Annotated in this window: 24 protein-coding genes; 18 read left to right on the top strand and 6 right to left on the bottom strand. The window is 35.5% G+C overall.

All coding sequences use genetic code 11. The features are described from left to right. The first annotated feature begins 55 nt into the window (after positions 1-55). From OZP06_RS01900 to ftsY, 9 genes are all read left to right on the top strand, one after another. Positions 56-1,369, top strand: a complete 1,314-nt coding sequence (locus OZP06_RS01900; protein WP_269223443.1) for a dihydrolipoamide acetyltransferase family protein — start codon at positions 56-58, stop codon at positions 1,367-1,369. A gap of 155 nt (positions 1,370-1,524) precedes the next feature. Next, a complete protein-coding gene (locus OZP06_RS01895) occupies positions 1,525-2,295 on the top strand; it encodes a 3'-5' exonuclease (RefSeq protein WP_281324165.1) in 771 nt (256 codons plus the stop codon). Positions 2,296-2,368: 73 nt separating this feature from the next. Continuing rightward, positions 2,369-2,980 (top strand): fumarylacetoacetate hydrolase family protein, encoded by a 612-nt coding sequence (locus OZP06_RS01890; RefSeq protein ID WP_269224536.1) that lies wholly within the window; start codon positions 2,369-2,371, stop codon positions 2,978-2,980. Next, positions 2,980-3,324: an Hpt domain-containing protein gene (locus tag OZP06_RS01885; protein ID WP_269223442.1), complete on the top strand. Its 345-nt coding sequence runs from the start codon at positions 2,980-2,982 to the stop codon at positions 3,322-3,324. The genes OZP06_RS01890 and OZP06_RS01885 overlap by 1 nt, the downstream gene beginning before the upstream one ends. 130 nt (positions 3,325-3,454) lie before the next feature. Continuing rightward, positions 3,455-4,708 carry a CinA family nicotinamide mononucleotide deamidase-related protein gene (locus OZP06_RS01880; protein ID WP_269223441.1) on the top strand — a complete coding sequence of 418 codons (1,254 nt, stop codon included), beginning with the start codon at positions 3,455-3,457 and terminating at the stop codon, positions 4,706-4,708. 72 nt (positions 4,709-4,780) lie between these two features. Further along, the gene (gene rpmB / locus OZP06_RS01875) at positions 4,781-5,017 is read left to right on the top strand and encodes a 50S ribosomal protein L28 (RefSeq protein ID WP_024980263.1); all 237 of its coding nucleotides are present in this window, start codon (positions 4,781-4,783) and stop codon (positions 5,015-5,017) included. Positions 5,018-5,044: 27 nt separating this feature from the next. After that, positions 5,045-5,227, top strand: coding sequence for a 50S ribosomal protein L33 (gene rpmG / locus OZP06_RS01870; RefSeq protein WP_017495179.1), 183 nt, complete (start codon positions 5,045-5,047; stop codon positions 5,225-5,227). A 116-nt stretch (positions 5,228-5,343) separates the two neighbouring features. Continuing rightward, entirely contained in the window at positions 5,344-5,496 is a 153-nt protein-coding gene (locus tag OZP06_RS01865) for a DUF4295 domain-containing protein (protein ID WP_100429907.1), read from the top strand. A gap of 177 nt (positions 5,497-5,673) precedes the next feature. Beyond that, the gene (gene ftsY, locus OZP06_RS01860; RefSeq protein WP_281239172.1) at positions 5,674-6,627 is read left to right on the top strand and encodes a signal recognition particle-docking protein FtsY; all 954 of its coding nucleotides are present in this window, start codon (positions 5,674-5,676) and stop codon (positions 6,625-6,627) included. Between the two features lie 579 nt (positions 6,628-7,206). Here ftsY and OZP06_RS01855 read toward each other — a convergent pair. The 3 genes from OZP06_RS01855 to OZP06_RS01845 all read right to left on the bottom strand — a co-directional run bounded on the left by OZP06_RS01855 (position 7,207) and on the right by OZP06_RS01845 (position 8,949). After that, positions 7,207-7,536 (bottom strand): toxin, encoded by a 330-nt coding sequence (locus OZP06_RS01855; RefSeq protein WP_269223440.1) that lies wholly within the window; start codon positions 7,534-7,536, stop codon positions 7,207-7,209. After that, on the bottom strand, positions 7,526-7,777 hold the full coding sequence (locus OZP06_RS01850; RefSeq protein WP_269223439.1) for a hypothetical protein: 252 nt from the start codon (positions 7,775-7,777) through the stop codon (positions 7,526-7,528). The genes OZP06_RS01855 and OZP06_RS01850 overlap by 11 nt, the downstream gene beginning before the upstream one ends. A 101-nt stretch (positions 7,778-7,878) precedes the next feature. After that, positions 7,879-8,949, bottom strand: a complete 1,071-nt coding sequence (locus OZP06_RS01845) for a serine hydrolase (RefSeq protein ID WP_281324164.1) — start codon at positions 8,947-8,949, stop codon at positions 7,879-7,881. 273 nt (positions 8,950-9,222) lie between these two features. Between OZP06_RS01845 and OZP06_RS01840 the strand changes: the two genes are divergently transcribed. Both OZP06_RS01840 and OZP06_RS01835 read left to right on the top strand, forming a co-directional pair. Beyond that, a complete protein-coding gene (locus tag OZP06_RS01840) occupies positions 9,223-9,666 on the top strand; it encodes a hypothetical protein (RefSeq protein ID WP_281324163.1) in 444 nt (147 codons plus the stop codon). Further along, positions 9,647-9,943, top strand: a complete 297-nt coding sequence (locus OZP06_RS01835) for a DUF721 domain-containing protein (RefSeq protein ID WP_281324162.1) — start codon at positions 9,647-9,649, stop codon at positions 9,941-9,943. Before OZP06_RS01840 ends, OZP06_RS01835 begins: the two co-directional genes overlap by 20 nt. Positions 9,944-10,109: 166 nt before the next feature. Here the strand turns inward: OZP06_RS01835 and OZP06_RS01830 are convergent, their stop codons facing one another. Further along, positions 10,110-10,529, bottom strand: coding sequence for a nucleoside-diphosphate kinase (locus tag OZP06_RS01830; protein WP_269223437.1), 420 nt, complete (start codon positions 10,527-10,529; stop codon positions 10,110-10,112). A 174-nt stretch (positions 10,530-10,703) separates the two neighbouring features. Next, positions 10,704-12,311, bottom strand: coding sequence for a bacillithiol biosynthesis cysteine-adding enzyme BshC (bshC, locus tag OZP06_RS01825; RefSeq protein ID WP_281324161.1), 1,608 nt, complete (start codon positions 12,309-12,311; stop codon positions 10,704-10,706). A 104-nt stretch (positions 12,312-12,415) separates the two neighbouring features. Between bshC and OZP06_RS01820 the strand changes: the two genes are divergently transcribed. The 3 genes from OZP06_RS01820 to OZP06_RS01810 all read left to right on the top strand — a co-directional run bounded on the left by OZP06_RS01820 (position 12,416) and on the right by OZP06_RS01810 (position 14,947). After that, positions 12,416-12,670 (top strand): autorepressor SdpR family transcription factor, encoded by a 255-nt coding sequence (locus OZP06_RS01820; RefSeq protein ID WP_219317369.1) that lies wholly within the window; start codon positions 12,416-12,418, stop codon positions 12,668-12,670. Between the two features lie 4 nt (positions 12,671-12,674). Then, a complete protein-coding gene (locus tag OZP06_RS01815) occupies positions 12,675-13,328 on the top strand; it encodes an SdpI family protein (protein WP_281324160.1) in 654 nt (217 codons plus the stop codon). Between the two features lie 242 nt (positions 13,329-13,570). Beyond that, a complete protein-coding gene (locus OZP06_RS01810) occupies positions 13,571-14,947 on the top strand; it encodes an alpha/beta hydrolase (protein WP_281324159.1) in 1,377 nt (458 codons plus the stop codon). A gap of 84 nt (positions 14,948-15,031) precedes the next feature. Here the strand turns inward: OZP06_RS01810 and OZP06_RS01805 are convergent, their stop codons facing one another. Beyond that, positions 15,032-16,027 carry a virulence RhuM family protein gene (locus OZP06_RS01805; protein WP_269223433.1) on the bottom strand — a complete coding sequence of 332 codons (996 nt, stop codon included), beginning with the start codon at positions 16,025-16,027 and terminating at the stop codon, positions 15,032-15,034. Between the two features lie 270 nt (positions 16,028-16,297). Here OZP06_RS01805 and OZP06_RS01800 point away from each other — a divergent pair, with 270 nt between their 5' ends. From OZP06_RS01800 to OZP06_RS01785, 4 genes are all read left to right on the top strand, one after another. Then, positions 16,298-18,544: a radical SAM protein gene (locus OZP06_RS01800; RefSeq protein WP_281324158.1), complete on the top strand. Its 2,247-nt coding sequence runs from the start codon at positions 16,298-16,300 to the stop codon at positions 18,542-18,544. 537 nt (positions 18,545-19,081) lie between these two features. Next, positions 19,082-19,567: an acetyl-CoA carboxylase biotin carboxyl carrier protein subunit gene (locus OZP06_RS01795; protein ID WP_281324157.1), complete on the top strand. Its 486-nt coding sequence runs from the start codon at positions 19,082-19,084 to the stop codon at positions 19,565-19,567. A 90-nt stretch (positions 19,568-19,657) separates the two neighbouring features. Next, complete coding sequence (locus OZP06_RS01790; RefSeq protein ID WP_269223432.1) at positions 19,658-21,097, top strand: acetyl-CoA carboxylase biotin carboxylase subunit; 1,440 nt, start codon at positions 19,658-19,660, stop codon at positions 21,095-21,097. A 384-nt stretch (positions 21,098-21,481) separates the two neighbouring features. After that, a complete protein-coding gene (locus tag OZP06_RS01785; protein WP_281324156.1) occupies positions 21,482-23,023 on the top strand; it encodes an acyl-CoA carboxylase subunit beta in 1,542 nt (513 codons plus the stop codon). The last annotated feature ends 84 nt before the right edge of the window (positions 23,024-23,107 follow it).

Genomic DNA, 23,107 nt, shown 5'->3' with positions numbered 1-23,107 from the left:
TAATATTCATTAATTTCGCAAACAGAAAATCAAAATCATCTTTTAGATTAACAATATGGCAAGATTTGAATTAAAGCTCCCTAAAATGGGAGAAAGCGTTGCAGAAGCAACAATCACAAATTGGTTAAAAGAAGTTGGCGACAAAATTGAAGCGGATGAAGCCGTTTTGGAAATTGCTACCGACAAAGTTGATTCTGAAGTCCCATCGGAGGTTTCGGGTGTTCTTGTCGAAAAATTGTTTGGTAAAGATGATTTGGTTCAAGTAGGACAGACCATTGCTATTATTGAAACTGAAGGAGGAAGTGTTGAAGCGCCAAGTCTTGAGATTACATCAGCCATTGTAGAAGAGATTCAAAAAACAGTTGAAGTAGCTAAAGAATCTGTTGCAACTCCAATTAGTTTTTCTGAAAGTGATAAATTCTTTTCTCCATTAGTAAAAAATATTGCAAAAGAAGAAGGGATTTCTTTGGGTGAATTGGTGAGTATAAAAGGTACAGGAAAAGAAGGACGTGTTACCAAAGAAGATATATTGAGTTACGTAAAAAACAGAGGATCTCAACCAGCAACTGTGGTGGAGACACCAGTGAAAGCGATTGAAACTCCAAAGGTTTCTGCTGTAAGTACTCCGTCACAAAAGGTTTCTCCTATTTCTGTAAGTGGAGGAGATGAAATCGTAGAAATGGACAGAATGACCAAGCTTGTTGCTGGATATATGGTGGCTTCTGTGCAAACTTCGGCGCACGTACAGTCGTTTGTTGAGGTAGATGTGACAAACATTGTAAAATGGAGAGAGAAAAATAAGAATATTTTTGAGAAACGTGAGGGAGAGAAATTGACTTACACTCCAATTTTTATGGAAGCAGTCGCCAAAGCATTAAAGGATTTTCCTGATATGAATGTCTCAGTCGATGGTGATTTTATTATAAAAAAGAAAAATATAAACCTTGGAATGGCAGCTTCATTGCCAAATGGAAATCTAATCGTTCCAGTTATAAAAAATGCAGACCAATTGAATTTGGTGGGAATGGCAAAAGCAGTGAATGACTTAGGTGGTCGTGCCAAAGCAGGAAAGCTAAAACCAGATGATACACAAGGAGGAACTTATACAGTTACCAATGTAGGTACTTTTGGAAGCGTTTTTGGAACGCCAATTTTGAACCAGCCGCAAGTTGGTATTTTGGCACTCGGTGCAATACGAAAAATGCCAGCGGTTATAGAAACTCCAGACGGTGATTTTATAGGGATTCGCCAAAAAATGTTCTTGTCTCACAGTTATGATCATCGTGTTGTAAATGGTGCGCTTGGTGGAAACTTTGTAAAACGCGTAGCTGATTATCTTGAAGCATTTGATGTAAATAGAGATTGCTAAGTTGTGTCTTAAATTGTAATAAATAGCCCTTTTAAAGTTTTGAACTTTGTAAGGGTTATTTTTTTTGGAACTTCGTGATTTTGTGCCTTCAGGGTAAAATAAATTAGCAAAACTCATGGTTAAAATTTATATTTGTACCAATTCAAACACAAAAAATGGAACTAAAACTCAATAAGCCAATTTGTTTTTTCGATCTTGAAACTACAGGAATTGACATTGGAAAAGATAGAATTGTAGAAATATCAGTTTTTAAAGTTTTCCCAAACGGAAATAAAGAAAGTAAAACATGGTTGGTAAACCCAACAATTCCAATTCCGCCACAATCAACCGCCATTCATGGAATAAGTGATGAAAAAGTAGCTAATGAGCCTACATTTAATGAACTTGCACCTCAAGTTTATAATATGATTAAGGATAGTGATTTGGCTGGATTCAATTCAGATCGTTTTGATATTCCATTGTTAGCAGAAGAATTATTGCGTGCAGGAGTAGATTTTGATATGAAAGGTAGGGTTTCTGTTGATGTGCAAACCATTTTTCATAAAATGGAAGAGCGTACTTTGAGTGCGGCTTTGAAATTTTACTGTGGTAAAGGACTTGAAAATGCTCATTCAGCTGAAGCAGATACAATGGCAACTTATGAAATCCTAATGGCGCAATTGGATCGTTATCCTGAATTGGAAAACGATATGAAATCTTTGTCTGAGTTTACTACCAGAAAAAAAATCGCTGATTTTGCCGGAATGATAGCTTTTGATGCTGATAACGAGGAGGTTTTTACCTTTGGAAAACATAAAGGAGTCAAAGTAGATAAGATTTTAGAGTCGGAGCCAGGTTATTATAGTTGGATTCAAAATGCTGATTTTCCATTGTATACCAAAAAAGTTTTGACAGCTATTAAATTACGAAAATTAAATACGAAATAATGCCCCCTTGCCCCCGAAGGGGGAATGAGCAATAATGAAGCTCCCCCTTCGGGGGTTGGGGGGGCTGATAATTATGAAAATAATCTGTATCGGTAGAAATTATGCCAGTCATATTGAAGAATTAAAAAATGAGCGTCCAACGGAGCCTGTTGTTTTTATGAAACCGGATTCGGCAATTTTGTTAAAACAACATCCTTTTGTGATTCCAGAATTTTCCGAAGACATTCATCATGAAATTGAACTTATTGTGAAAATAAGTAAAGTCGGAAAATATATAGAACCTAAATTTGCCCATAAATACTATGAAGAAGTAAGTGTGGGGATTGATTTTACGGCAAGAGATCTACAAGCTAAATTAAAAGAAAAGGGACTTCCGTGGGAAAAAGCCAAAGCATTTGATGGCTCAGCGGTTATAGGAGAATTTTTGCCTAAAAGTCAGTTTGTTTCATTAGAAAATGTTACTTTTGAATTAACAAACAATAATAGTATCGTACAGAAAGGGAATACTAATAGAATGTTGTGGAATGTCGATGAGTTAATATCGTATGTTTCTCAATTTTTTACGTTAAAGATTGGAGATATTATTTTTACAGGGACTCCAGAGGGGGTTGCTGCTGTAAATCCTGATGATGTTTTAGAGGGATTTTTAGAAGGAAATAAACTATTTAGAATACAAGTAAAATAATGGCTTTAAAATACAACTTAGCAAAAGTTTATGCACTTTCGGATAATGATCCAGAGTTCGTAAATGAAATTTTAAATTTATTTGTCACCGAAGTTCCTGAAGACTTGATGCAAATTGGAGAGGGGATCAAAAAGAAAGATCATAAACATGCCTATGCTTTTGCACATAAATTGAAGCCTACATTGGATTTACTTGGTTTGAATGTGGCATTCGAGGAAATTTTGCAAATTGAGGCTTGGACCAAAACAGAAGGCAAAAAGAAAGAAATAATTGAAACTTACAAGAGTGTAAAATCTCAGGTAAAGGATGCTATAAAAGAGTTGAGAAAAGATTTCGATCTTTAAAAATTTATTTTTTATCGTTTTTAATTCCTTTAAAACTAAAAAAAACATTAAATAATCCACGACTGTATTGATTTATACAGTTGGAGGATTATTTTTTTTATCTTATACAAAATGTAAATAGGGTCAAAATATGAAAGCAGCAATAGTTACCATTGGCGATGAAATTTTAATTGGTCAAATTGTAGATACAAATTCGGGTTTTATAGCAAAAGCTTTGGATAAAATTGGCGTTGAGGTATATGAAATGCTGTCCATAAGTGATTCGCAAGAACACATATTGGATACATTTTCAAAACTTCAAAATACGGTAGATATTGTAATCATTACGGGAGGTCTAGGGCCAACAAAGGATGATGTAACCAAGAAAACGTTTTGTGATTATTTTGAAGACGAATTGGTGATTGATGAATCTGTTTTGGCTCATGTTACAGGATTGATTGAAGGGTATTTTAAAAGAAAAATAACTCAAATCAACAAAGATCAAGCATTAGTTCCCTCGAAAGTGACAGTCCTTCATAATCGATATGGTACGGCTCCAGGCTTATGGATGAAAAAAGAAAAAACTGTTTTTGTTTCTCTTCCAGGTGTTCCTTTTGAGATGAAATATTTGGTTGAAAACGAGATTATTCCAAAGTTAGTTAACGAATATGACCGCCCCTATATTCTGCACAAAACGATATTAACGTATGGGCAAGGCGAGAGTCTAGTAGCTGAGCGTATTGAAAAATGGGAGGATAGTTTGCCTTCTTTTTTAAAGCTGGCATATTTGCCGAGTTTTGGAAAATTACGGTTGCGCCTGACAGCGCGCGGAACAGATAAAAAAATGCTAGAAGAAGCAATAGCAGATTATGTAGATTCTTTAGATTCAATTATCCATGATATAATTGTCGGTTTTGAGGAAGAGGAGACTATAGAAGTTGTTTTGGGAAAGATTTTGTCTAAGCAAAATGTAACATTGTCAACTGCAGAGAGTTGTACTGGAGGGAAAATTGCGGAAATGATTGCATCAGTTCCAGGAGCTTCCAGTTATTTTAGAGGAAGTGTCGTGGCTTATGCAACAGAAGTGAAGATTCATGTACTTGGTGTTTCGGAAAGTTTGATACAGGAACACACAGTTGTTAGTGCCGAAGTCGCAAAAGCTATGGCTTTGAATGTAAAAGCATTACTCAAAACTGATTATGCAATTGCAACTACAGGTAATGCAGGACCGTCAAAAGGAGAGGCAAGTGCCAATGTTGGAACAGTATATATCGCATTAGCAAAACCAAATGAAGTTGTTGTTGAAATGTTTGATTTTGGTCAACCCCGTGAAAAAGTGATAGATAGGGCGGCTGTTAAAGGACTTGAAATGTTGCTGAAAGAAATTTCAAAAAAAGAGCTATAATTTTTTTGGTTTATAGGTTTATTTTTCTTTTCTTTGCACCCTGATTTTAGATAACGATAAAAGATAAGTATAATGTCAAGAGTTTGTGACCTTACAGGTAAAAGAGCGATGGTAGGAAATAACGTTTCTCACGCTATGAACAAAACTAAGAGAAAATTTTCTGTAAACTTAGTTAAAAAGCGTTTTTATCTTCCAGAAGAAGATAGATGGATTACTCTTAGAGTAGCAGCATCTACGATAAAAACAATTAATAAAAATGGAATCGCTGCAGTTTTGAAAAAAGCGCAGTCAGAAGGATTTATTAAATAATCTTTTCCAAAATAAACAAATAGCAAGATGGCAAAGAAAGGGAATAGAATCCAGGTAATTTTAGAATGTACTGAACACAAAACTTCAGGTGTTGCAGGAACTTCTAGATACATAACAACAAAGAACAAAAAAAATACTCCAGACAGATTAGAGATTAAAAAATTTAATCCAATCTTGAAAAGAGTAACTGTTCACAAAGAAATTAAATAATTATAAATTTTTACTTTTTGTGAAAATTTAAAATAATCCATTAATTAGAGATTTTAATAAAGATCCCAAATGAACCCATTTGAAGATTTTATTGAATTTCAAATAACATTTGAATCATGGCAAAGAAAACCGTAGCATCGTTACAAACATCTTCTAAGAGATTATCAAAAGCCATCAAAATGGTGAAATCTCCAGTAACTGGAGCATATACATTCGTTGAATCTATTATGGCTCCTGAAGAAGTTGATGAATTCTTGAAAAAGAAATAATTAACAATTACATTTTATAGAAAAGCTACTTTCATTCGGAAGTAGCTTTTTTATTTTCTATATTTACACCTTGAAAATAAAATGCTTTTCGGGTATTTTATTAAAAGCAGATAAAAACATTTTAATTGATTTTTCTTGCTTAAGTTGACAAATGTAAATTACAAATAATTAAACTCCATGAGCTTTTTTAAAAAAATATTCTCGTCAGAGAAAAAACAATCATTAGATAAAGGTCTAGAAAAAACAAAAACAACTTTTTTTTCCAAGTTATCCAAAGCGGTTGCAGGAAAATCAAAAGTGGATGATGATGTATTAGATAATTTAGAGGAAATTCTTGTTTCTTCGGATGTTGGGGTGAATACAACGCTTAAAATAATTACTCGAATAGAAAAAAGAGTAGAAGCGGATAAATATCTAGGAACTGATGAACTCAATCAAATATTGAGAGACGAAATTGCAGGGTTATTATCAGAAACCAATTCTGGTGAAGCCACTGAGTTTGTTATTCCTGTAAATACCAAACCTTATGTTTTGATGGTAGTGGGTGTGAATGGTGTGGGTAAAACAACAACCATTGGTAAACTAGCCTATCAATTCAAAAAAGCTGGCTTTAATGTAGTTCTTGGAGCTGCAGATACTTTTCGAGCTGCTGCGATTGATCAATTGCAAATTTGGGCAGATAGAGTAGGCGTGCCTATTGTTAGACAAGAAATGGGAAGCGATCCAGCTTCGGTAGCTTTTGATACATTGCAATCGGCGGTGGCTCAAAATGCCGATATTGTTATTATTGATACTGCAGGTCGTTTGCATAATAAAATTAACCTGATGAACGAACTTTCTAAAGTAAAACGGGTGATGCAAAAGGTGGTTGGCGATGCGCCTCACGATGTAATGCTTGTTTTGGATGGTTCTACAGGACAAAACGCATTTGAACAAGCCAAACAATTTACGGCAGCAACAGAAGTTTCTTGCTTGGCTGTTACCAAATTGGATGGTACTGCCAAAGGCGGTGTTGTTATTGGTATTTCAGACCAATTTCAAATTCCGGTTAAGTATATTGGAGTGGGAGAAGGAATTGAAGATTTGCAGGTTTTTAATAAATACGAGTTTGTAGATAGTTTTTTTAAATAATAGATGTTCATGAATTTTTCTTCACTAAAAAATGCGAATCCAATATACTTTTATTTTGTAAGTATTGTGGCTTTTGTATTGGCTAACGTTATTAGAACAACCAGTGTCAGTTTTTATTATGTATTGTTGATTGTTGGTTTGGTCTTTTTCTTTCTAGGTTTGATGAGAAGGATTAAGAAATAGGTAACTACATTTCGATAGTTATCAAGAATAAAAAGTGTAGAGGTGTTTCGTAATTAGGAAATTACGAAACACCTTTAATTATTTGAGGGCACTGAAAAAGTCCCCATTACCAAAAAACAGCTAAAAAAGTGATGAAATAAGGCTTTAATTTTATTTATTTCCCTTTTTTTAGTTGGGTTTTATTTTGTTAGACTACAAGTCTTTATAATAATCAAAAAAGAGCGAAACTGTAATGGTTTCGCTCTTTTCTATGAAATTTCATTTCCTGTATTATAGGGGCTTTTTCAGTGCCCTCAATTATTTAAGGGCTTTTTTTCTAATGGCTGAGTTGTAAGTGAAAATGATTTTTCGCTATCCTAATAGTATTACGAAAAGCTTTTGAGGTTGCGGAATAAATTAATGGCCTAGATTTTTCTTTAGAATGGAAAGACTTATCGTATCATAGTCCCCTTTATTGTATATAGCGACAAATGTTATAATTGTTTCTGAAATGTTTACAATAGCTTCATAAGTAATAACTCGTCCACCACCGCTGGTTCCTTTTCCTTTGGATTTTATGTCTATTCTTAATTTTTTGAAACCAGAACCTAAATCAATGCCTAGTTTTGGATTTTCTAAAATAGTATTTGATAAATTTTTTAAATCTGTTTTTAAGGAGGGGTATTTTTTGCTTAAAGTTTTAAATTCTTTATTAAAATCATCTGTTGTTTCAAAACTATAATTCATCAAACAACTCTTGTAATGGTTTTCCTTTTCGAGTTCCTGCTCCAATTTCTTTAGCGTGTTTTGCCGAACGTCTTAAGGTTTTTAAAAAAGCTTCCTCTTTTTGGCTAAGTTCTGGAGATTCTAAACTATTTGTTGGATTGTTTATTTCAATTCCTTTACTTCCAGCATCAGTGAGTATCTTTACCAATTCAAGGACTACTTTTCCTGCCTTGGTTTTCTCATTTATAGTCAGCGTTGTCATAATCTTAGTTTTATAATAACAAATATACAAAATACTAGCAGTGATTTACTTTAGAGATTCCAAAAAATATAAAAGCTCTTGTAACCTGATGCCTTAGATTATTACTGATACAAAGCACTTATTTTTGTCCAAAGCATATCATCAAAATCAGATAAGGCTAGATTTACATTGTCTGCAGCGTCTCCCATTCGGATAACGACCATTTTTTTACTTGGAACTACGTAGATTTTTTGGTCGTTTTTGCCCAAAGCCATGAACATATCATTTGGAGCTGATGGGATAATACTTCCTTGAAAAGTTATTTGTGATTGTGGTAAGTGATAATTGGCTTTTCCGTTCAGCCACCACAAATACCCGTAGCCTAAATTGATATTTTGAGAGGTGTTGGTTGCTTCGTTGAAGTACGTTTCGTTTAAAATCACTTCATTTTCCCATTTGCCTTTATTGTACATCATCAATCCAAAGCGCGCCATGCTTCTGGTAGTACTGCTGTAGACAATATTGTTTCCAGAGGTAAACCAAGCACCATTCATTCCGATTTTGTCTCTTAATTTTGCATTGAAATAGTTGCTCCAGGATTGCCCGCTAGCTTGTGTGATTACATCTTGCAGTTTTACATACACGTTGTGATACGCCCAACGTGTCCCTGCATCGGCGGTGTAGGTGAGGGCTGCAGGTGTTACATCATCGGTGGTGTCATCTAATCCTGAAGTCATAGTGAGTAAATGTTTGCAAGTAATTAGGTTTTCTTTGGCAAGCGGTGCGCTTGTCCAACCTGTTCCTATGTATTGTGATACTTTGTTGTTGATGTTAATGAGGTTTTCTTGTTGTGCAATTCCGGTCAAGGTTGATGTTAATGTTTTACCTGCGCTTGCCCAATACCAATTGGTGGCTGCATCGTGTCCGTTGAAATAATTTTCCATAACGATGCGACCGTTAACAAGGATAATAAACCCTTTGGAATGCTTGAGCTCTAAATAATCTAAGAGCGGTTGAACAGCTGCTTGTCTCCAGCCAAGGCTTTCTATGGTTTTGGTTTCCCAAGTAGTGCCGGTAAGTGGTGGAAAATATAATGTTTCAGTTGGTGTAGGAACAGGTGTTGGGTCGGTATTATCAGAAGAGCAATTGATGCAACAAAAAGCTAAGACGAGTAATAGTATTGATTTTGGCATAGTTGGTTGGTTTAGTTTTGGGTTAGACCAAAAATATAGAAAATAGTTTAAAGAGAAATTGTTTTTTTATTTTCTTTGATTTTTTAAAGTTTAACTTTGTGGTCTTAACTAATGTTGTTGAGGAACGGGATGCACTAGCCCTGATAGTAGTGGAAATCCTTATAAGCCGGGGTTCGGCTTGCAAGATTGAAACGGATAGCAGGAAATAGCTCCTCCCTTCGACTTCGCTCAGGATGACGACTTCATTCTTCGTAATGACAAAATAATTATTTTATGAAAAAAGTATTTGGTATTTTATTGGTAGCCCTTTTATTGGTTGGGTGTAAGCAAAAAATAACTTCGGCTGATGTAGCTAAAATTAACGGCTATTGGGAGATTGAAAAAGTGATTTTGGAGGATGGAAGTGAGAAGAAATATGGGATAAATGAGTCGTTTGATTATTTTCGAATGGATAAAAATAGTACGGGGATCAGAAAGAAAGTGATGCCGCAATTGGATGGAACTTTTTTGGTAAACGAAACTTTTGAAAATGTTAAAATACGCTTTGCCGATGACCAAACCTTTTTGGATTATAGTACACCGTATATGAAATGGAGTGAGGAAATCTTGGCTTTGACGGATAAGGAGCTGGTGGTTTTGAATGCGGAAAAAAAAGAATATCATTATAAAAAAGCAGGGCCTATAAACCTTGAAAGCTATGGCAAAGAGACTAAATAATCAAAGTTCGGTTGGGGATATTTTGAAACAAATTATTGAAGTGAACAAATTGCAACCCGGAATGGATCAGATCGACGTGAAGGATGCTTGGCGCAATTTGATGGGGAATGGTGTCAACAGTTATACCAATAATGTGGTTTTGAAAGGTTCTACGCTTTATGTGGAGCTAACTTCGGCGGTACTTCGCGAAGAATTAAGTCACGGTAAATCAAAGATTATAAAAATGATTAATGAGGAATTGCGACGAGATGTGGTGCGGGATGTGGTTCTAAGATAGTGAGCAGTATTCAGGAAGTTAGTGGTCAGACTTTTAAAAAGAGATCATTTTTTTTATAAAAAAATCCCATTCGGTGTGTAGACTGAATGGGATTTTTTATGAAGTTGTAAACTGTGTTTAGTGTTGTATTTTACTGAGCACTAAAAAACTGATTACTGAATACTAATTAGAACTGCTCTCTTACTGCAAAATGAAAAGCGCCTTCGATAGCAGCATTTTCGTCGCTATCAGAACCGTGAACTGCATTTTCTCCGATAGAAGTTGCGTATGCTTTACGGATAGTTCCTTCAGCAGCTTCGGCTGGGTTTGTAGCACCAATTAAAGTTCTGAAATCTTCAACCGCATTTTCTTTTTCTAAAATCGCAGCAACGATTGGACCACGAGACATGAATTCTACCAATTCTCCGTAGAAAGGTCTTGCAGAGTGAACCGCGTAGAATGCTTGAGCATCTGCAACTGTTAATTGCGTTAATTTCAAAGAAATGATTTTGAAACCATTGTTTGTAATCATTGCCAAGATGTTACCAATGTGTCCGTTTTGAACCGCATCAGGTTTAATCATTGTAAAAGTTCTATTAGTCGCCATTTTTATATGTTTTTAAAAGTGTGTGCAAAAATATACTTTTTTTATGGAATGATTTTAGCAAATTGTCAATTTAATGATGAAAAATTGTTGTTTAAGTGATTTTTATGCTGTTTTTTTTAGCTTTAAAGTGTTTTTTTTGAAAATATAGGAAGCACATAGATTGTTGATGTTCGTCTAATCTAAAGTGATAATATTAAAATTTTGCTCCAATGGTTTGAGTTGACTTATTATTTTCGGAATTAAATGTTGACCATTTTCTAGATAAAATTCTGAAAAATTGGCTGACCGTTCCTGCAAACTTTGATTGGGGAACAATTCGTTTTGTAAGTCAACGACGCGTTGCAATTCATCGTTAAATTTTCTTTTTTGAGCAATTAGCAACCTTTTTTCAAGCGTTTCTAGACCTTTGATTTGTTTGACTTCTTGTGCTTTCACTGCTCCCAAAAAGGATTTGTCTGTGTGATTAGCGAGCTCGAGAAGTGCTTCAAATTGTTTTTTTAATGTTTCTTTTTGAACGCTGAAATCAATCGGGAAATCAGATAGCTTTTGGGTTATTCGATTGACTAAAGCGGCTTGTTTTGAAAATAAGTCGGACCAAGTCAGGTTTAATTTGTCAGCTTTTTTGTTTTGTTTTGCAGTTGCCAAAAGCACGGAGTTTCTCAATAGCAATATTGGGAAAGTGACTTTTGCGGAAGCGAAAAATGATTTTAATTCCAACCAATACGCAATTTCTCCACCTCCGCCAATGTAGCATAAATTGGGTAGAATAACCTCCTGGTACAACGGACGCATGATGACATTGGGACTGAATTTTTCAGGATTACTTTCTAATAATGCGAGAATTTTGGTTTCGGTGAATTCTATTTTGGTATGATTGACTTTGTAAACATTGTTTTCGAGAATAATTCGTTCCCGTAAATCATCTTCAATATAGAATAAATTGATTTCGCGCGGATTCACCTGAACGAAATATTCTTTCATTTTTGTTATAGTTTCGGTAACTGCTTTGAAAGAAGATTGGTGAAGTAATTCGTCTTTTATATACGGAATAAAAGAGCGTTTCAAATCTTGATTATCGGCATCCAGAATGACTAATCCCGAGGAACCAAAAAGTGTGTTGGCCAAATATCTAGTGGCATCTGCTAAATTATCGTGTTTTAGGTAGGAGTCTTCAAACAGTTTCTTGATGGTATTGGCATTAGTGCTGGAACCTATTTCTAGTGCGTATATTTCAAGGAAATCAGCTAATCCTTCGGTAGATAATCTCCCAACAGGACCCGTACTTTCTTTGTTCCATCTGAATTTTTTTCCTTTGAAATTGAAGTAATTTATTTCTTCAAAATCATGGTCTTCTGTTGCCATCCAATAGACAGGAACAAAATTATAATCAGGATATTTCGCTTTTAATTCTTTGGTTAAATTAATAGTCGAAATGATTTTGTACAAAAAATACAAAGGCCCGCTGAATAAATTGAGCTGATGTCCAGTAGTTACTGTAAAAGTGTTCGGATTGTTTAATAGTTCAATATGGTTTAATGTTTCAGCAGAAACGGTTAATTCAGCATATTGATTTCTTAAAACACGAACTAATGTATGTCTTTTTAAATTATCATTGTCATTGCCATTGAAATTGATTTTTTTCTCTTCGATTTGTTTTTTAAAATTTTCAAGAGTAGGAAAGTGATGGTATAAAGAAGCTATTTCGTTTTTTTGATTTAAATAAGCATTCATCAAAGGAGAAAAATACCCAGAATTTTGATAGCTAATACAGTCGGTTGGCATATTGTTTTTATTTGATGCTAAATTACCAAAAAATAATGGAAGAACTATTTGGTAAATCAAAAAAACATTTAGACATTTGTCTAAATATATAAATACTTTAAATTATGAACGACATATTTAAAGCATTGAATGATGCCACACGAAGAGAAATATTAGAGCTTTTGAAAACAAAAGATATGTCTGCTGGTGAAATAGCCGATCAGTTCAATATGTCAAAGCCAAGTATTTCCCATCATTTGGATATTTTGAAACGTGCTGATTTGATTACTGCCGAAAAATCGGGACAATTTATTTTCTATTCCATCAACACCACCATAATGGAAGATGTGTTGCAATGGATTTTAACTTTTAAAAAATAATACTATGAATGTAACTTTAAGGAAAGAACTTCCTATCATCGCAATTGTGTTACTGCCTTTTGTTTATTTGGCTTTTATCTGGAATACCTTACCCGCAAAAGTACCAACGCATTGGAATTACAAAGGCGAAGTTGATCATTGGGGAGACAAATTTTCACTTGTAGGATTACTGTTTATGTTGCCTGTTTTAATGTATGTTTTGTTACTTGTTGTGCCAAAAATTGATCCCAAAAAGAGAATCGCTCTTATGGGGGGAAAGTATTACCAATTGAAGTTTATACTTGTTTTATTCATGTCCTTGTTGGCATTGTTTATATTGTATATCTCTAAACATCAGTCTTTTTCTAGCCCCAATATGATTTATGCGATTCTTGGTATTCTGTTTACCGTTTTGGGAAATTATTTCAAAGTGATTCAGCCCAATTATTTCATCGGGATTCGTACTCCTTGGACATTAGAGAATAAAGAAGTTTGGAAAATCACCCATGTTTTTGCCAGTAAACTTTGGGTTCTTGGCGGGTTGGTCATTGTATTAGGCGCTTTGTTGTTTCCAAGTGCTACTTTTTCAATCGTTTTTATTGCTCTAGTTCTTGTTTTGGCAATTGTCCCAATGGTGTATTCCTATATTAAGTTTAAGGAAATAGAGAAAAAAGGGTAATAAATAAAGTTCAATTATTAATTTGAAGCAGAATGATAAGGCTTTTTTTGCAAGCATCGTCCCGCTTTCCATTTCAATCTTATAAGCCGAACACCGGCTTATAAGGATTTCCATTTCAATCGGGGCTAAAGGGAAATATTTTACCTTTTTGCCATTATTCAAAAAAAGAAAAAGCAAAAACAATTGAGTTCCATTTTTTAACTATTTAATATCAATTTTAATTAAAAATAAAGTCAACTAAAATGAAGAAAACAGTATTTTTTATAATAGTAATTCTAGCTTCTTTTACAATGTTCGGACAAGAAATTGCCGGACAATGGAATGGAGTTTTAAAAGTTCCAGGGGCACAGTTAAGAGTGGTTTTTAACATCACTAAAACCGAAAGCGGATATTCTTCAACAATGGATAGTCCCGATCAAGGTGCAAAAGGCATTCCAGTAACGACAACCAGTTTTGAAAATGCTGTTTTGAAACTACAAATACCAACTGCTACAATTGGTTACGAAGGAATATTGAATAGCGACAATATAATTGAGGGTAATTTTTCGCAAGGCGGCCAATCTTTTGCAATGAATATGTCAAGAGGTATTATAGAAAAAAAAGCAATAATAAGACCTCAAGAACCACAAAAACCTTATCCATATTATACAGAGGAAGTGCTATTTGAAAACAAAATTGATAAAAATGTTTTGGCTGGGACTTTAAGTTTACCTCAAAAGGAAGGTCATTTCCCTGCTGTAATTTTGATTACGGGAAGCGGACCTCAAAACAGAGACGAAGAGTTGTTGGGACATAAACCCTTTCTAGTTTTGGCTGATTATCTAACCAAAAAAGGAATTGCAGTATTGCGATTTGATGATAGAGGAGTTGCCCAATCAACAGGTGATTATAAAACAGCAACCACTCCCGATTTTGCCAAAGATGTTCAAGCAGGAGTCGATTATTTACGAACCCGAAAAGAAATTGATAAAAACAAGATCGGATTAATGGGGCATAGCGAAGGTGGAGTAATTGCGCCTATTGTTGCAGGGAATTCAAAAGATATAGATTTCATTGTGCTATTGGCAGGAACAGGAATTCGCGGAGATCAATTGATGCTTTTGCAAAAAGAAAAGATAGAACGCCAAATGGGAGTTCCTGAAAATGAAATTCAAAGAGGTCAAGAAATTTTCAAGGGAGCTTATGAAATGATTTTGACTTCCCCAGAAAATGATTCTAATCTTAAATCTAAAATAAATAGTTATTTCAAAGTGCAATTTGGGGACAAAATGAACGAGCAACAAATAAGTGGAGTAACGTCACAAATCACAAGCCCTTGGATGTTTTATTTTCTGAAATTGGATCCTTCATCGGCTTTAGAAAAAGTAAAATGTCCAGTTCTAGCACTCAACGGGGATAAAGATTTACAAGTTCCCGCTGATGTAAATATTCCTGCGATTAAAAACGCATTGGCCAAAGGCGGAAATAAAAAAGTAACTACCACAATAATTCCAAATTTGAATCATCTGTTTCAAGAATGCAAAACGGGTTTAATGGACGAATATGAAACTATCGAGCAAACATTCTCTCCAATTGCATTAGAGCAAATTTCTAAATGGATCTTGGTTCAGGTGAAGTGATAGAATTTATATTGTATGCAAAAAGCCCATTTTATTGGGCTTTTTGCATGTAGTTTTTGCACCTCTTTAAACTAAAATGGCACTTTATTTGTTTTTTAATCGTTTAATATCGCCTTCTATTTCTTTAAGATTTTGTTCTTTTTCTATTACTTTTTGAGTCGTTTTATATTTTTCATATTCAGTAGATGATTTTTCTAATGCTTTATCGTGGCTTATTTTTCCGGCATGAGTGAGAAGTTCTCTGCCGTTGAGTTGCAGGATACTATCGAGTCGATCGATCCAGTCTTTCATATACATTGGCATTTGTTGCTGCGCCATAGTTTCGGCAAAAGCCAAATACTGCTCCACCAATAAACCCAAAAGTTTCATTTCGTCTTCAATGAGATAATTTTTGGCCACACTTACATCATTTTTACTAACTGATTTAGAGCCTTTTTTGTCAAAAGACTGCATTCCTACCAAAGGCAAAGTAGCATCTACCCGGCGGTAAATCAGTTCGGCAGCTGTATTTTGAGAAATAGCCCAAAGCAATTTGTTTTGGACAATTTTGAAAAACTCAATAGTTTTTTCGTCTTTAGGATTGTAATCGATACTTGTAGTGTATATGTCTTTAATTTTCTGATAAAAGAAACGTTCTGATAATCGTATTTCCCTGATTCGTTCCTGAAGCTCCGAGAAGTAGTTCATGGAGTTCCCTGATTTGAAACGATCGTCATTTAAAGTAAATCCTTTTACTATGTATTCTTTTAATCGTTGTGTTGCCCAAATTCGGAATTGAGTTCCTTGTATTGATTTTACTCTATAACCAACAGAAATTATTATATCTAGACTATAGAAATTGGTGTCATAATTTTTGCCGTCTGCGGCAGTTGTTCGGAATTTCCGAACAACTGCATTTTCTATAAGTTCGCCTTCTTCAAAAACATTTTTAATATGTTCACTTATAGTTGCTTTTGATTTTTGAAATAAGTCGCAAAGCTGTGCCTGCGTTAACCAAACTGTTTCTTCCTCTAAGCGCACATCAATTTTGATGTTGCCTTCCTGGTTTTGATAAATTAATATTTCGCCTGTATTGTCCATTTAATAATCGTGTTTTTTAGTCATTAAATCTCAATTTCATTAATTTCCTTCATAATTCTTTCCTTTTCTCTCAAAAACTCAATGATTTTTTGATAATACAAAATGCCATTTCGGTCTATTTTTTAATGATAGTATTGAGGGTAATTCGTCTTTCTTTAAGTTTTTAAAAGTAATAATAATATTTCAAAATAAAGAAATTGCAGGTATCTCTGATGCATTTCTTTTTCAAAAAATAAAATAGGTTACTTTTGCACAAAAACAATCTCACTCTTGAAACCAAAACTTTTCCTTATCACGCCCCCGTTTACCCAACTGAATACACCTTATCCAGCGACGGCTTATATCAAAGGGTTTTTGAATACCAAAAATATTGAATCAGTTCAGGCTGATTTAGGGATTGAAGTGATTTTGAAATTGTTTTCGAAAGAAGGGTTACGCCCCCTAGCCCCCAAAGGAGGAATAGAACAATGCTCAGATAATGCAAAACGAATTTTTGCACTTTGGGACGAATATATCAAAACCATCGATTCGGTTATTGCATTTTTGCAGGGAAAAAATCCAACGTTGGCGCTTCAAATTTGTCAGGAAGATTTTCTGCCCGAAGCTTCACGGTTTGCTCAATTGGAAGAACTCGATTGGGCTTTTGGAACGATGGGAACGCAGGACAAAGCCAAGCATTTGGCTACTTTGTACCTTGAGGATATCTCCGATTTTATCGTAGAATGTGTCGATGAAAACTTTGGTTTCAGTCGTTATGCGGAAAGGTTAGGAAGAAGCGCGAATTCTTTTGATGAATTGTACGGAGCTTTGCAACAGGAACCTACATATATTGACCAAATTTTACTTTCGATTTTAAAAGACAGAATCGAAACGATTCAGCCGACACTATTTTTGATTTCGGTTCCGTTTCCTGGGAATTTATATTCGGCTTTTCGATCCGCCCAATGGGTGAAAAAGCATTATCCGAATATCAAGATTGCTATGGGTGGCGGTTTCCCTAATACCGAATTGCGTTCACTTTCGGATGCACGGGTTTTTGAGTTTTTCGATTATATAACATTAGACGACGGGGAACTTCCAATAGAATTATTATGTAGTCATGTTGCAAGTTCCCCTCCTTCGGAGGGGTTAGGGGAGGCTAAGCGAACTTTTCTTCTTGAAGACGGAAAAGTAGTTTACAAAAATAATTCCACTAAACCGGATTACAAACAATCCCAAGTAGGAACGCCCGATTATTCAGATTTGCTTTTGGATAAATACATTTCGGTTATCGAAATCGTCAATCCGATGCACCGATTGTGGAGCGACGGACGTTGGAACAAACTCACGATGGCGCACGGCTGTTATTGGGGAAAATGTACGTTTTGCGATATTTCTTTAGATTATATAAAAGTGTATGAACCTGTCGCCGCGAGTTTGTTGTGCGACCGAATGGAAGAAATGATTGCCCAAACAGGCGAAACCGGTTTTCATTATGTAGATGAAGCCGCGCCACCCGCTTTAATGCGCGCTTTGGCACTTGAAATCCTTCGTCGAAAATTGGCGGTAACGTGGTGGACAAACATCCGATTCGAAAAAAGTTTTACCCAAGATTTGTGTCTGTTGCTCAAAGCTTCGGGTTGTATTGCAGTTTCGGGTGGACTCGAAGTGGCTTCGGACAGATTGTTGAAACTGATTGACAAAGGCGTAACGGTAGAGCAAGTGGCCAAAGTTACTCGGAATTTTACCGAAGCAGGAGTAATGGTTCACGCTTATTTGATGTACGGTTACCCAACGCAAACGGTTCAGGAAACGGTGGACAGCCTAGAAATGGTGCGTCAGTTGTTTGAAGCGGGCGTTTTGCAATCAGGGTTTTGGCATCAGTTTGCCATGACGGCGCACAGTCCGGTGGGAATGTTTCCAGAGCAATTTGGAGCCGTAAAAGAAACAGAAGCTATTGGAACTTTTGCCAATAATGATATTAATTTTATCGATTCAACTGGAATCGATCACGATAAATTTAGTTTTGGACTCAAGAAATCGTTGTTCAATTTTATGCATGGAATCTGTTTTGATTACGAACTGCAAGATTGGTTTGATTTTAAAATCCCGAAGACGAAAATTGGCGCCGATTTTATTTTTGATGCCTTGCAGGAAAGCCCCCTAACCCCCGAAGGGGGAACAAAAACGATGAGTGGCTTTAATATCAAACCGACTGCCAAAATTGTTTGGTTGGGAGGAAAACCTACAATTGAAACTTTTTCTAAATCCAAAAAAGGAAATTCTTGGGCTATGATGAGCTTGACTTTTCATGATAAAAAAGAAAGTTTCACTATTCAAACCAATAAATCGGAAGGGGAATGGCTAATAGAAATGCTTCAAAAGATTTCGGTTTCAAATATTCCCCCTTCGGGGGCTAGGGGGCTTTCTTTTCAGGATATAAAAGCCGATTTTGAAACACAATTGGAAGATTTTGAGTTGTTTTGGTATTCCAAACCTGTGAAGACTTTGAGGGAATTTGGGTTGTTGGTGTTGTAGCATAATGCTTTTTTAAATTTTAGCCGCAGATTGCACGGATTAAACTGATAAGCACGGATTTTATTTTTTTATCTGTGTAAAATCCGTTTAATCCGTATCATCTATGGCCTTTTTTTTATAGGTTGAATTATACCATTAGCACATATAAAATAGTCCAATTTACTCGTTCTTTTTCTCCAATACGTCCTCAAAAAATCATTCCATAGCTAAGGCTATGCAATGATTTTTATCGTTGTCTTGAAAAAAAATAACTTCGCATCTTTGGACTATTTTACATTCACTAATGGTATTACTTTTTATTACTAAATTTTCGGGTTGAACGGGTTTGCGTGAGGGATAGACGGAAGCTACCGAAGTAGCCCATATAGCCCGACTCCAGTAGAGAATGGGCCGTATAAGCGCCCAGTAAAGTAGGCCCTTTTTCTAGTGGAGGCACGCCCTAATTGTAACTCTTCGGTTGATTTTTTCAAGAATTTAAATTTTTGTTTACGAAAACGTTTTCTTTTTATACTTTTACTCCTCTAAAAAGAGAAAAGAATGAGTGATAATTACAAAGTAACGGTAAATGATACTTTTCAATTTGATTTTGAAAAGGAAAGTATTTCTCAACTGGATGCCGTGCCTACTGGAGTCAATGAATTTCATGTACTGCATCAAAACACACCTTTTAAAGCGGAAATTATCGCTTCGAATTTCTATCAAAAAAAATATACAGTTAAGGTAAATAACAACACTTATGTGGTTGCGATTTCAAATTCATTGGATCTTTTGATCAAAGATATGGGATTTGAAGTCGGCAAAGTGAAGCAAGTGAATGCTATAAAAGCGCCTATGCCAGGATTAATTTTGGAAATTGGTGTTGAAGTGGGGCAAATCGTTAAAGAAAATGACTGTTTATTGACTCTAACAGCTATGAAAATGGAAAACAGTTTTCTTTCGCCTAGAGATGGTGTGATCAAATCGATTTCGGTTTCAGTAGGGGATTCGGTAGTAAAAGGGGATTTGTTAATTGAATTTGAGTAATTTATGAAATCGCCATGACAACAGTTGTCGCAAGCACCAATGAAGATCTGGCGATACCATATTCCATTAAAAAACAAATGTTATCTACATATGAAAAAAATATTAGTAGCCAATAGAGGCGAAATTGCCATTAGAGTCATGAAAACAGCTCAGAAAATGGGTATAAAAACAGTTGCGGTGTATTCGACTGCTGATAGAAATGCACCCCATGTAAGATTCGCCGATGAAGCAGTTTGGATAGGAGAATCTCCGTCGAATCAATCGTACTTGTTAGGAAGCAAAATTATTGAGGTTGCCAAAGAACTGAATGTAGATGCTATTCATCCGGGTTATGGTTTTTTGAGTGAAAATGCCGAATTTGCTCAAGAAGCAGAGCGAAATGGAATTATTTTTATTGGTCCAAAGGCAAAGGCTATTGAAATTATGGGAAGTAAACTTGCTGCTAAAGATGCAGTAATGAAATATAATATTCCGATGGTTCCTGGTGTTGATCACGCTATTATTGATATTGATGAAGCCAAAAGAACGGCAACAACAATTGGCTTTCCTATTTTGATAAAAGCATCAGCAGGTGGTGGTGGAAAAGGAATGCGTGTGGTAGAAAAAGAAAACGATTTTGAATCCCAAATGAATCGAGCCATAAGCGAAGCAGTTGCGGCTTTTGGTGATGGATCTGTTTTTATCGAAAAATACGTAGCCTTTTCCAGACATATCGAAATCCAAATTATGGCAGACAGCCACGGAAATGTATTGTACTTGTTTGAAAGAGAATGCAGTATTCAGCGACGTCATCAAAAAGTTATCGAAGAAGCACCATCGAGTGTTTTGAGTCCTGAAACCCGCAAAAAAATGGGAGAAGCTGCTGTTTTGGTTGCCAAATCTTGTGATTATTTAGGGGCAGGAACAGTGGAGTTTTTATACGATGAAAACGACAATTTTTATTTCCTGGAGATGAATACCCGTTTGCAAGTAGAGCACCCAGTTACCGAATTGATTTCAGGCGTTGACTTGGTCGAAATGCAAATTCGTGTAGCTCGAGGAGAAGCATTAGCCATCAAACAAGAAGATCTCGAAATAAAAGGACATGCTATGGAATTGCGTGTATATGCAGAGGACCCGATGAATGACTTTTTGCCAAGTGTTGGGCATTTGGATGTGTATCAGTTACCAGTTGGCGAAGGAGTTCGAGTGGATAATGGTTTTGAACAAGGAATGGATATTCCTATTTATTACGACCCGATGTTATCAAAACTAATCACTTATGGAAAAACCCGTGAAGAATCCATTCAATTGATGTTGAAAGCAATTGATGGATATAAAATAGAAGGAGTTCAGACTACTTTACCTTTTGGGAAATTCGTATTTGAGCATGAAGCTTTCCGATCTGGGCATTTTGATACCAATTTTGTAAAGAAATATTACAATGGGGATGTGTTGAAAAACCAAAAGGCAAAAGAAGCTGAAATTGCTGCTTTGATAGCCTTAAAACAGTATTTTGAAGATCAAAAAATACTACGCTTACCGAATTAAAAATATTTCAATTATTAAGGATTACGTTTCATTAAGAAAAAGCAAAACTTAATTTTCCTTACTTTCTTAATGGATTAATAAAGAGAAGTATGTTGAGTTGGTTTTGACCAAAAAGAATATAATATTTGACCCATTAAGGAATTAAGTATCATTAAGAAAATTAAATCTTAGTCATCTTATTTATTAATGGTTTATAAATGCAAAGCCAAATAAAATGTTGTGTTTACTCTTATTGGATTGAAATGAATAATAGAACGATTAAGGAATTAAGTTTCATATAGAAAAAGTAAAACTTAATTTTCTTAATTACTTAATGGTTCAAATTAAGTTGGCTTTAGCCGGAAGGAAAGGATTAATAAAAACTCAGCTGTTAAAATAGAAAGTATGCAAGACAAAATAAAAACACTAAACGATAAAATTGCTGAAGCTCATTTAGGTGGAGGGCAACAACGTATTGCCAAACAGCATTCAAACAAAAAATTAACTGCAAGAGAGCGAGTAGGATACTTGATGGATGAAGGTTCTTTTGAGGAAATCGGGATGTTGGTAACACACCGTACAACTGATTTTGGCATGGAAAAAGAGTTGTATTATGGCGATGGAGTTATTACGGGATACGGAACTATTAATGGCAGATTGGTTTATATTTTTGCACAAGACTTTACTGTTTTTGGGGGTTCATTGTCTGAAACCCACGCCGAAAAAATATGCAAAGTAATGGATATGGCTGTCAAAATGGGAGCACCAATTATTGGTCTAAACGACTCGGGGGGTGCTCGTATTCAAGAAGGGGTTCGTTCCCTTGGTGGTTATGCTGATATCTTTTATCGAAATGTTCAGGCTAGTGGAGTAATTCCGCAAATCTCGGCCATTATGGGCCCATGCGCGGGTGGAGCGGTGTATTCTCCTGCGATGACCGATTTTACTATGATGGTCGAAGGCACCAGTTATATGTTCGTTACCGGTCCAAATGTGGTAAAAACAGTGACCAATGAAACGGTAACTTCTGAAGAATTAGGGGGAGCATTGGCGCATTCAACCAAATCGGGGGTGGCACATATCACTTCGGGAAATGATATAGAATGTTTGGAAGATTTAAAACGATTGTTGGGTTATTTACCGCAAAGCAATAAGGAAACACCAAAAAGTTTGCCGTATGAATTGGGAGATGAAATCCGAATGCAATTGGCAAATGTTATTCCCGATAGTACCAATAAACCCTATGATATGCATGAGGTGATCAAAGGTATAATTGATGAAGATTCTTTTTATGAGATTCATAAAAATTATGCCGAAAATATCATCGTGGGATTTGCGCGTTTAGCGGGAAGAAGTGTTGGAATTATTGCCAATCAGCCCAACTTTTTAGCGGGAGTATTGGGTGTAAAAAGCTCCAAAAAAGCAGCGCGTTTTACTCGTTTTTGCGATTGTTTTAATATACCATTATTAGTATTGGTCGATGTACCCGGTTTTTTACCCGGAACAGACCAAGAGTGGGAGGGAATTATTGTGCATGGTGCCAAATTACTCTACGCATTGAGTGAAGCAACCGTGCCAAGAGTTACCGTGATTACGCGCAAAGCTTATGGTGGGGCCTATGATGTAATGAACTCCAAACACATTGGTGCCGATTTGAATTTTGCTTGGCCAACTGCCGAAATAGCCGTAATGGGTGCAAAAGGAGCTTCGGAAATTATTTTTAAAAACGAAATTAATCAAGCCGAAGATCACGAAGCCAAACTTTTAGAAAAAGAAGCCGAATATGCCAATTTGTTTGCCAATCCATACACAGCAGCGCAACGTGGTTTCGTAGATGAGGTAATTCTACCGCAAGACACTAGACGTAAACTGATCAAAGCGTTTAGCATGCTGGAGAATAAAGTAATTGTTGCTCCCAAAAGAAAACACGGAAATATTCCTTTGTAGTTGAAATCAAAAAACCACCTGAATTAATAGGTGGTTTTTTGGTTTTATGAAGAAATTTTAAGGAGCAATTAGTACAAGTAATTT

The sequence above is a fragment of the Flavobacterium sp. IMCC34518 genome (assembly GCF_027111095.2).
Classification (GTDB): domain Bacteria; phylum Bacteroidota; class Bacteroidia; order Flavobacteriales; family Flavobacteriaceae; genus Flavobacterium; species Flavobacterium praedii.
The sequence above is the reverse complement of the archived record's forward strand: the minus strand, read 5'-3'. Positions and strand labels throughout refer to the sequence as shown.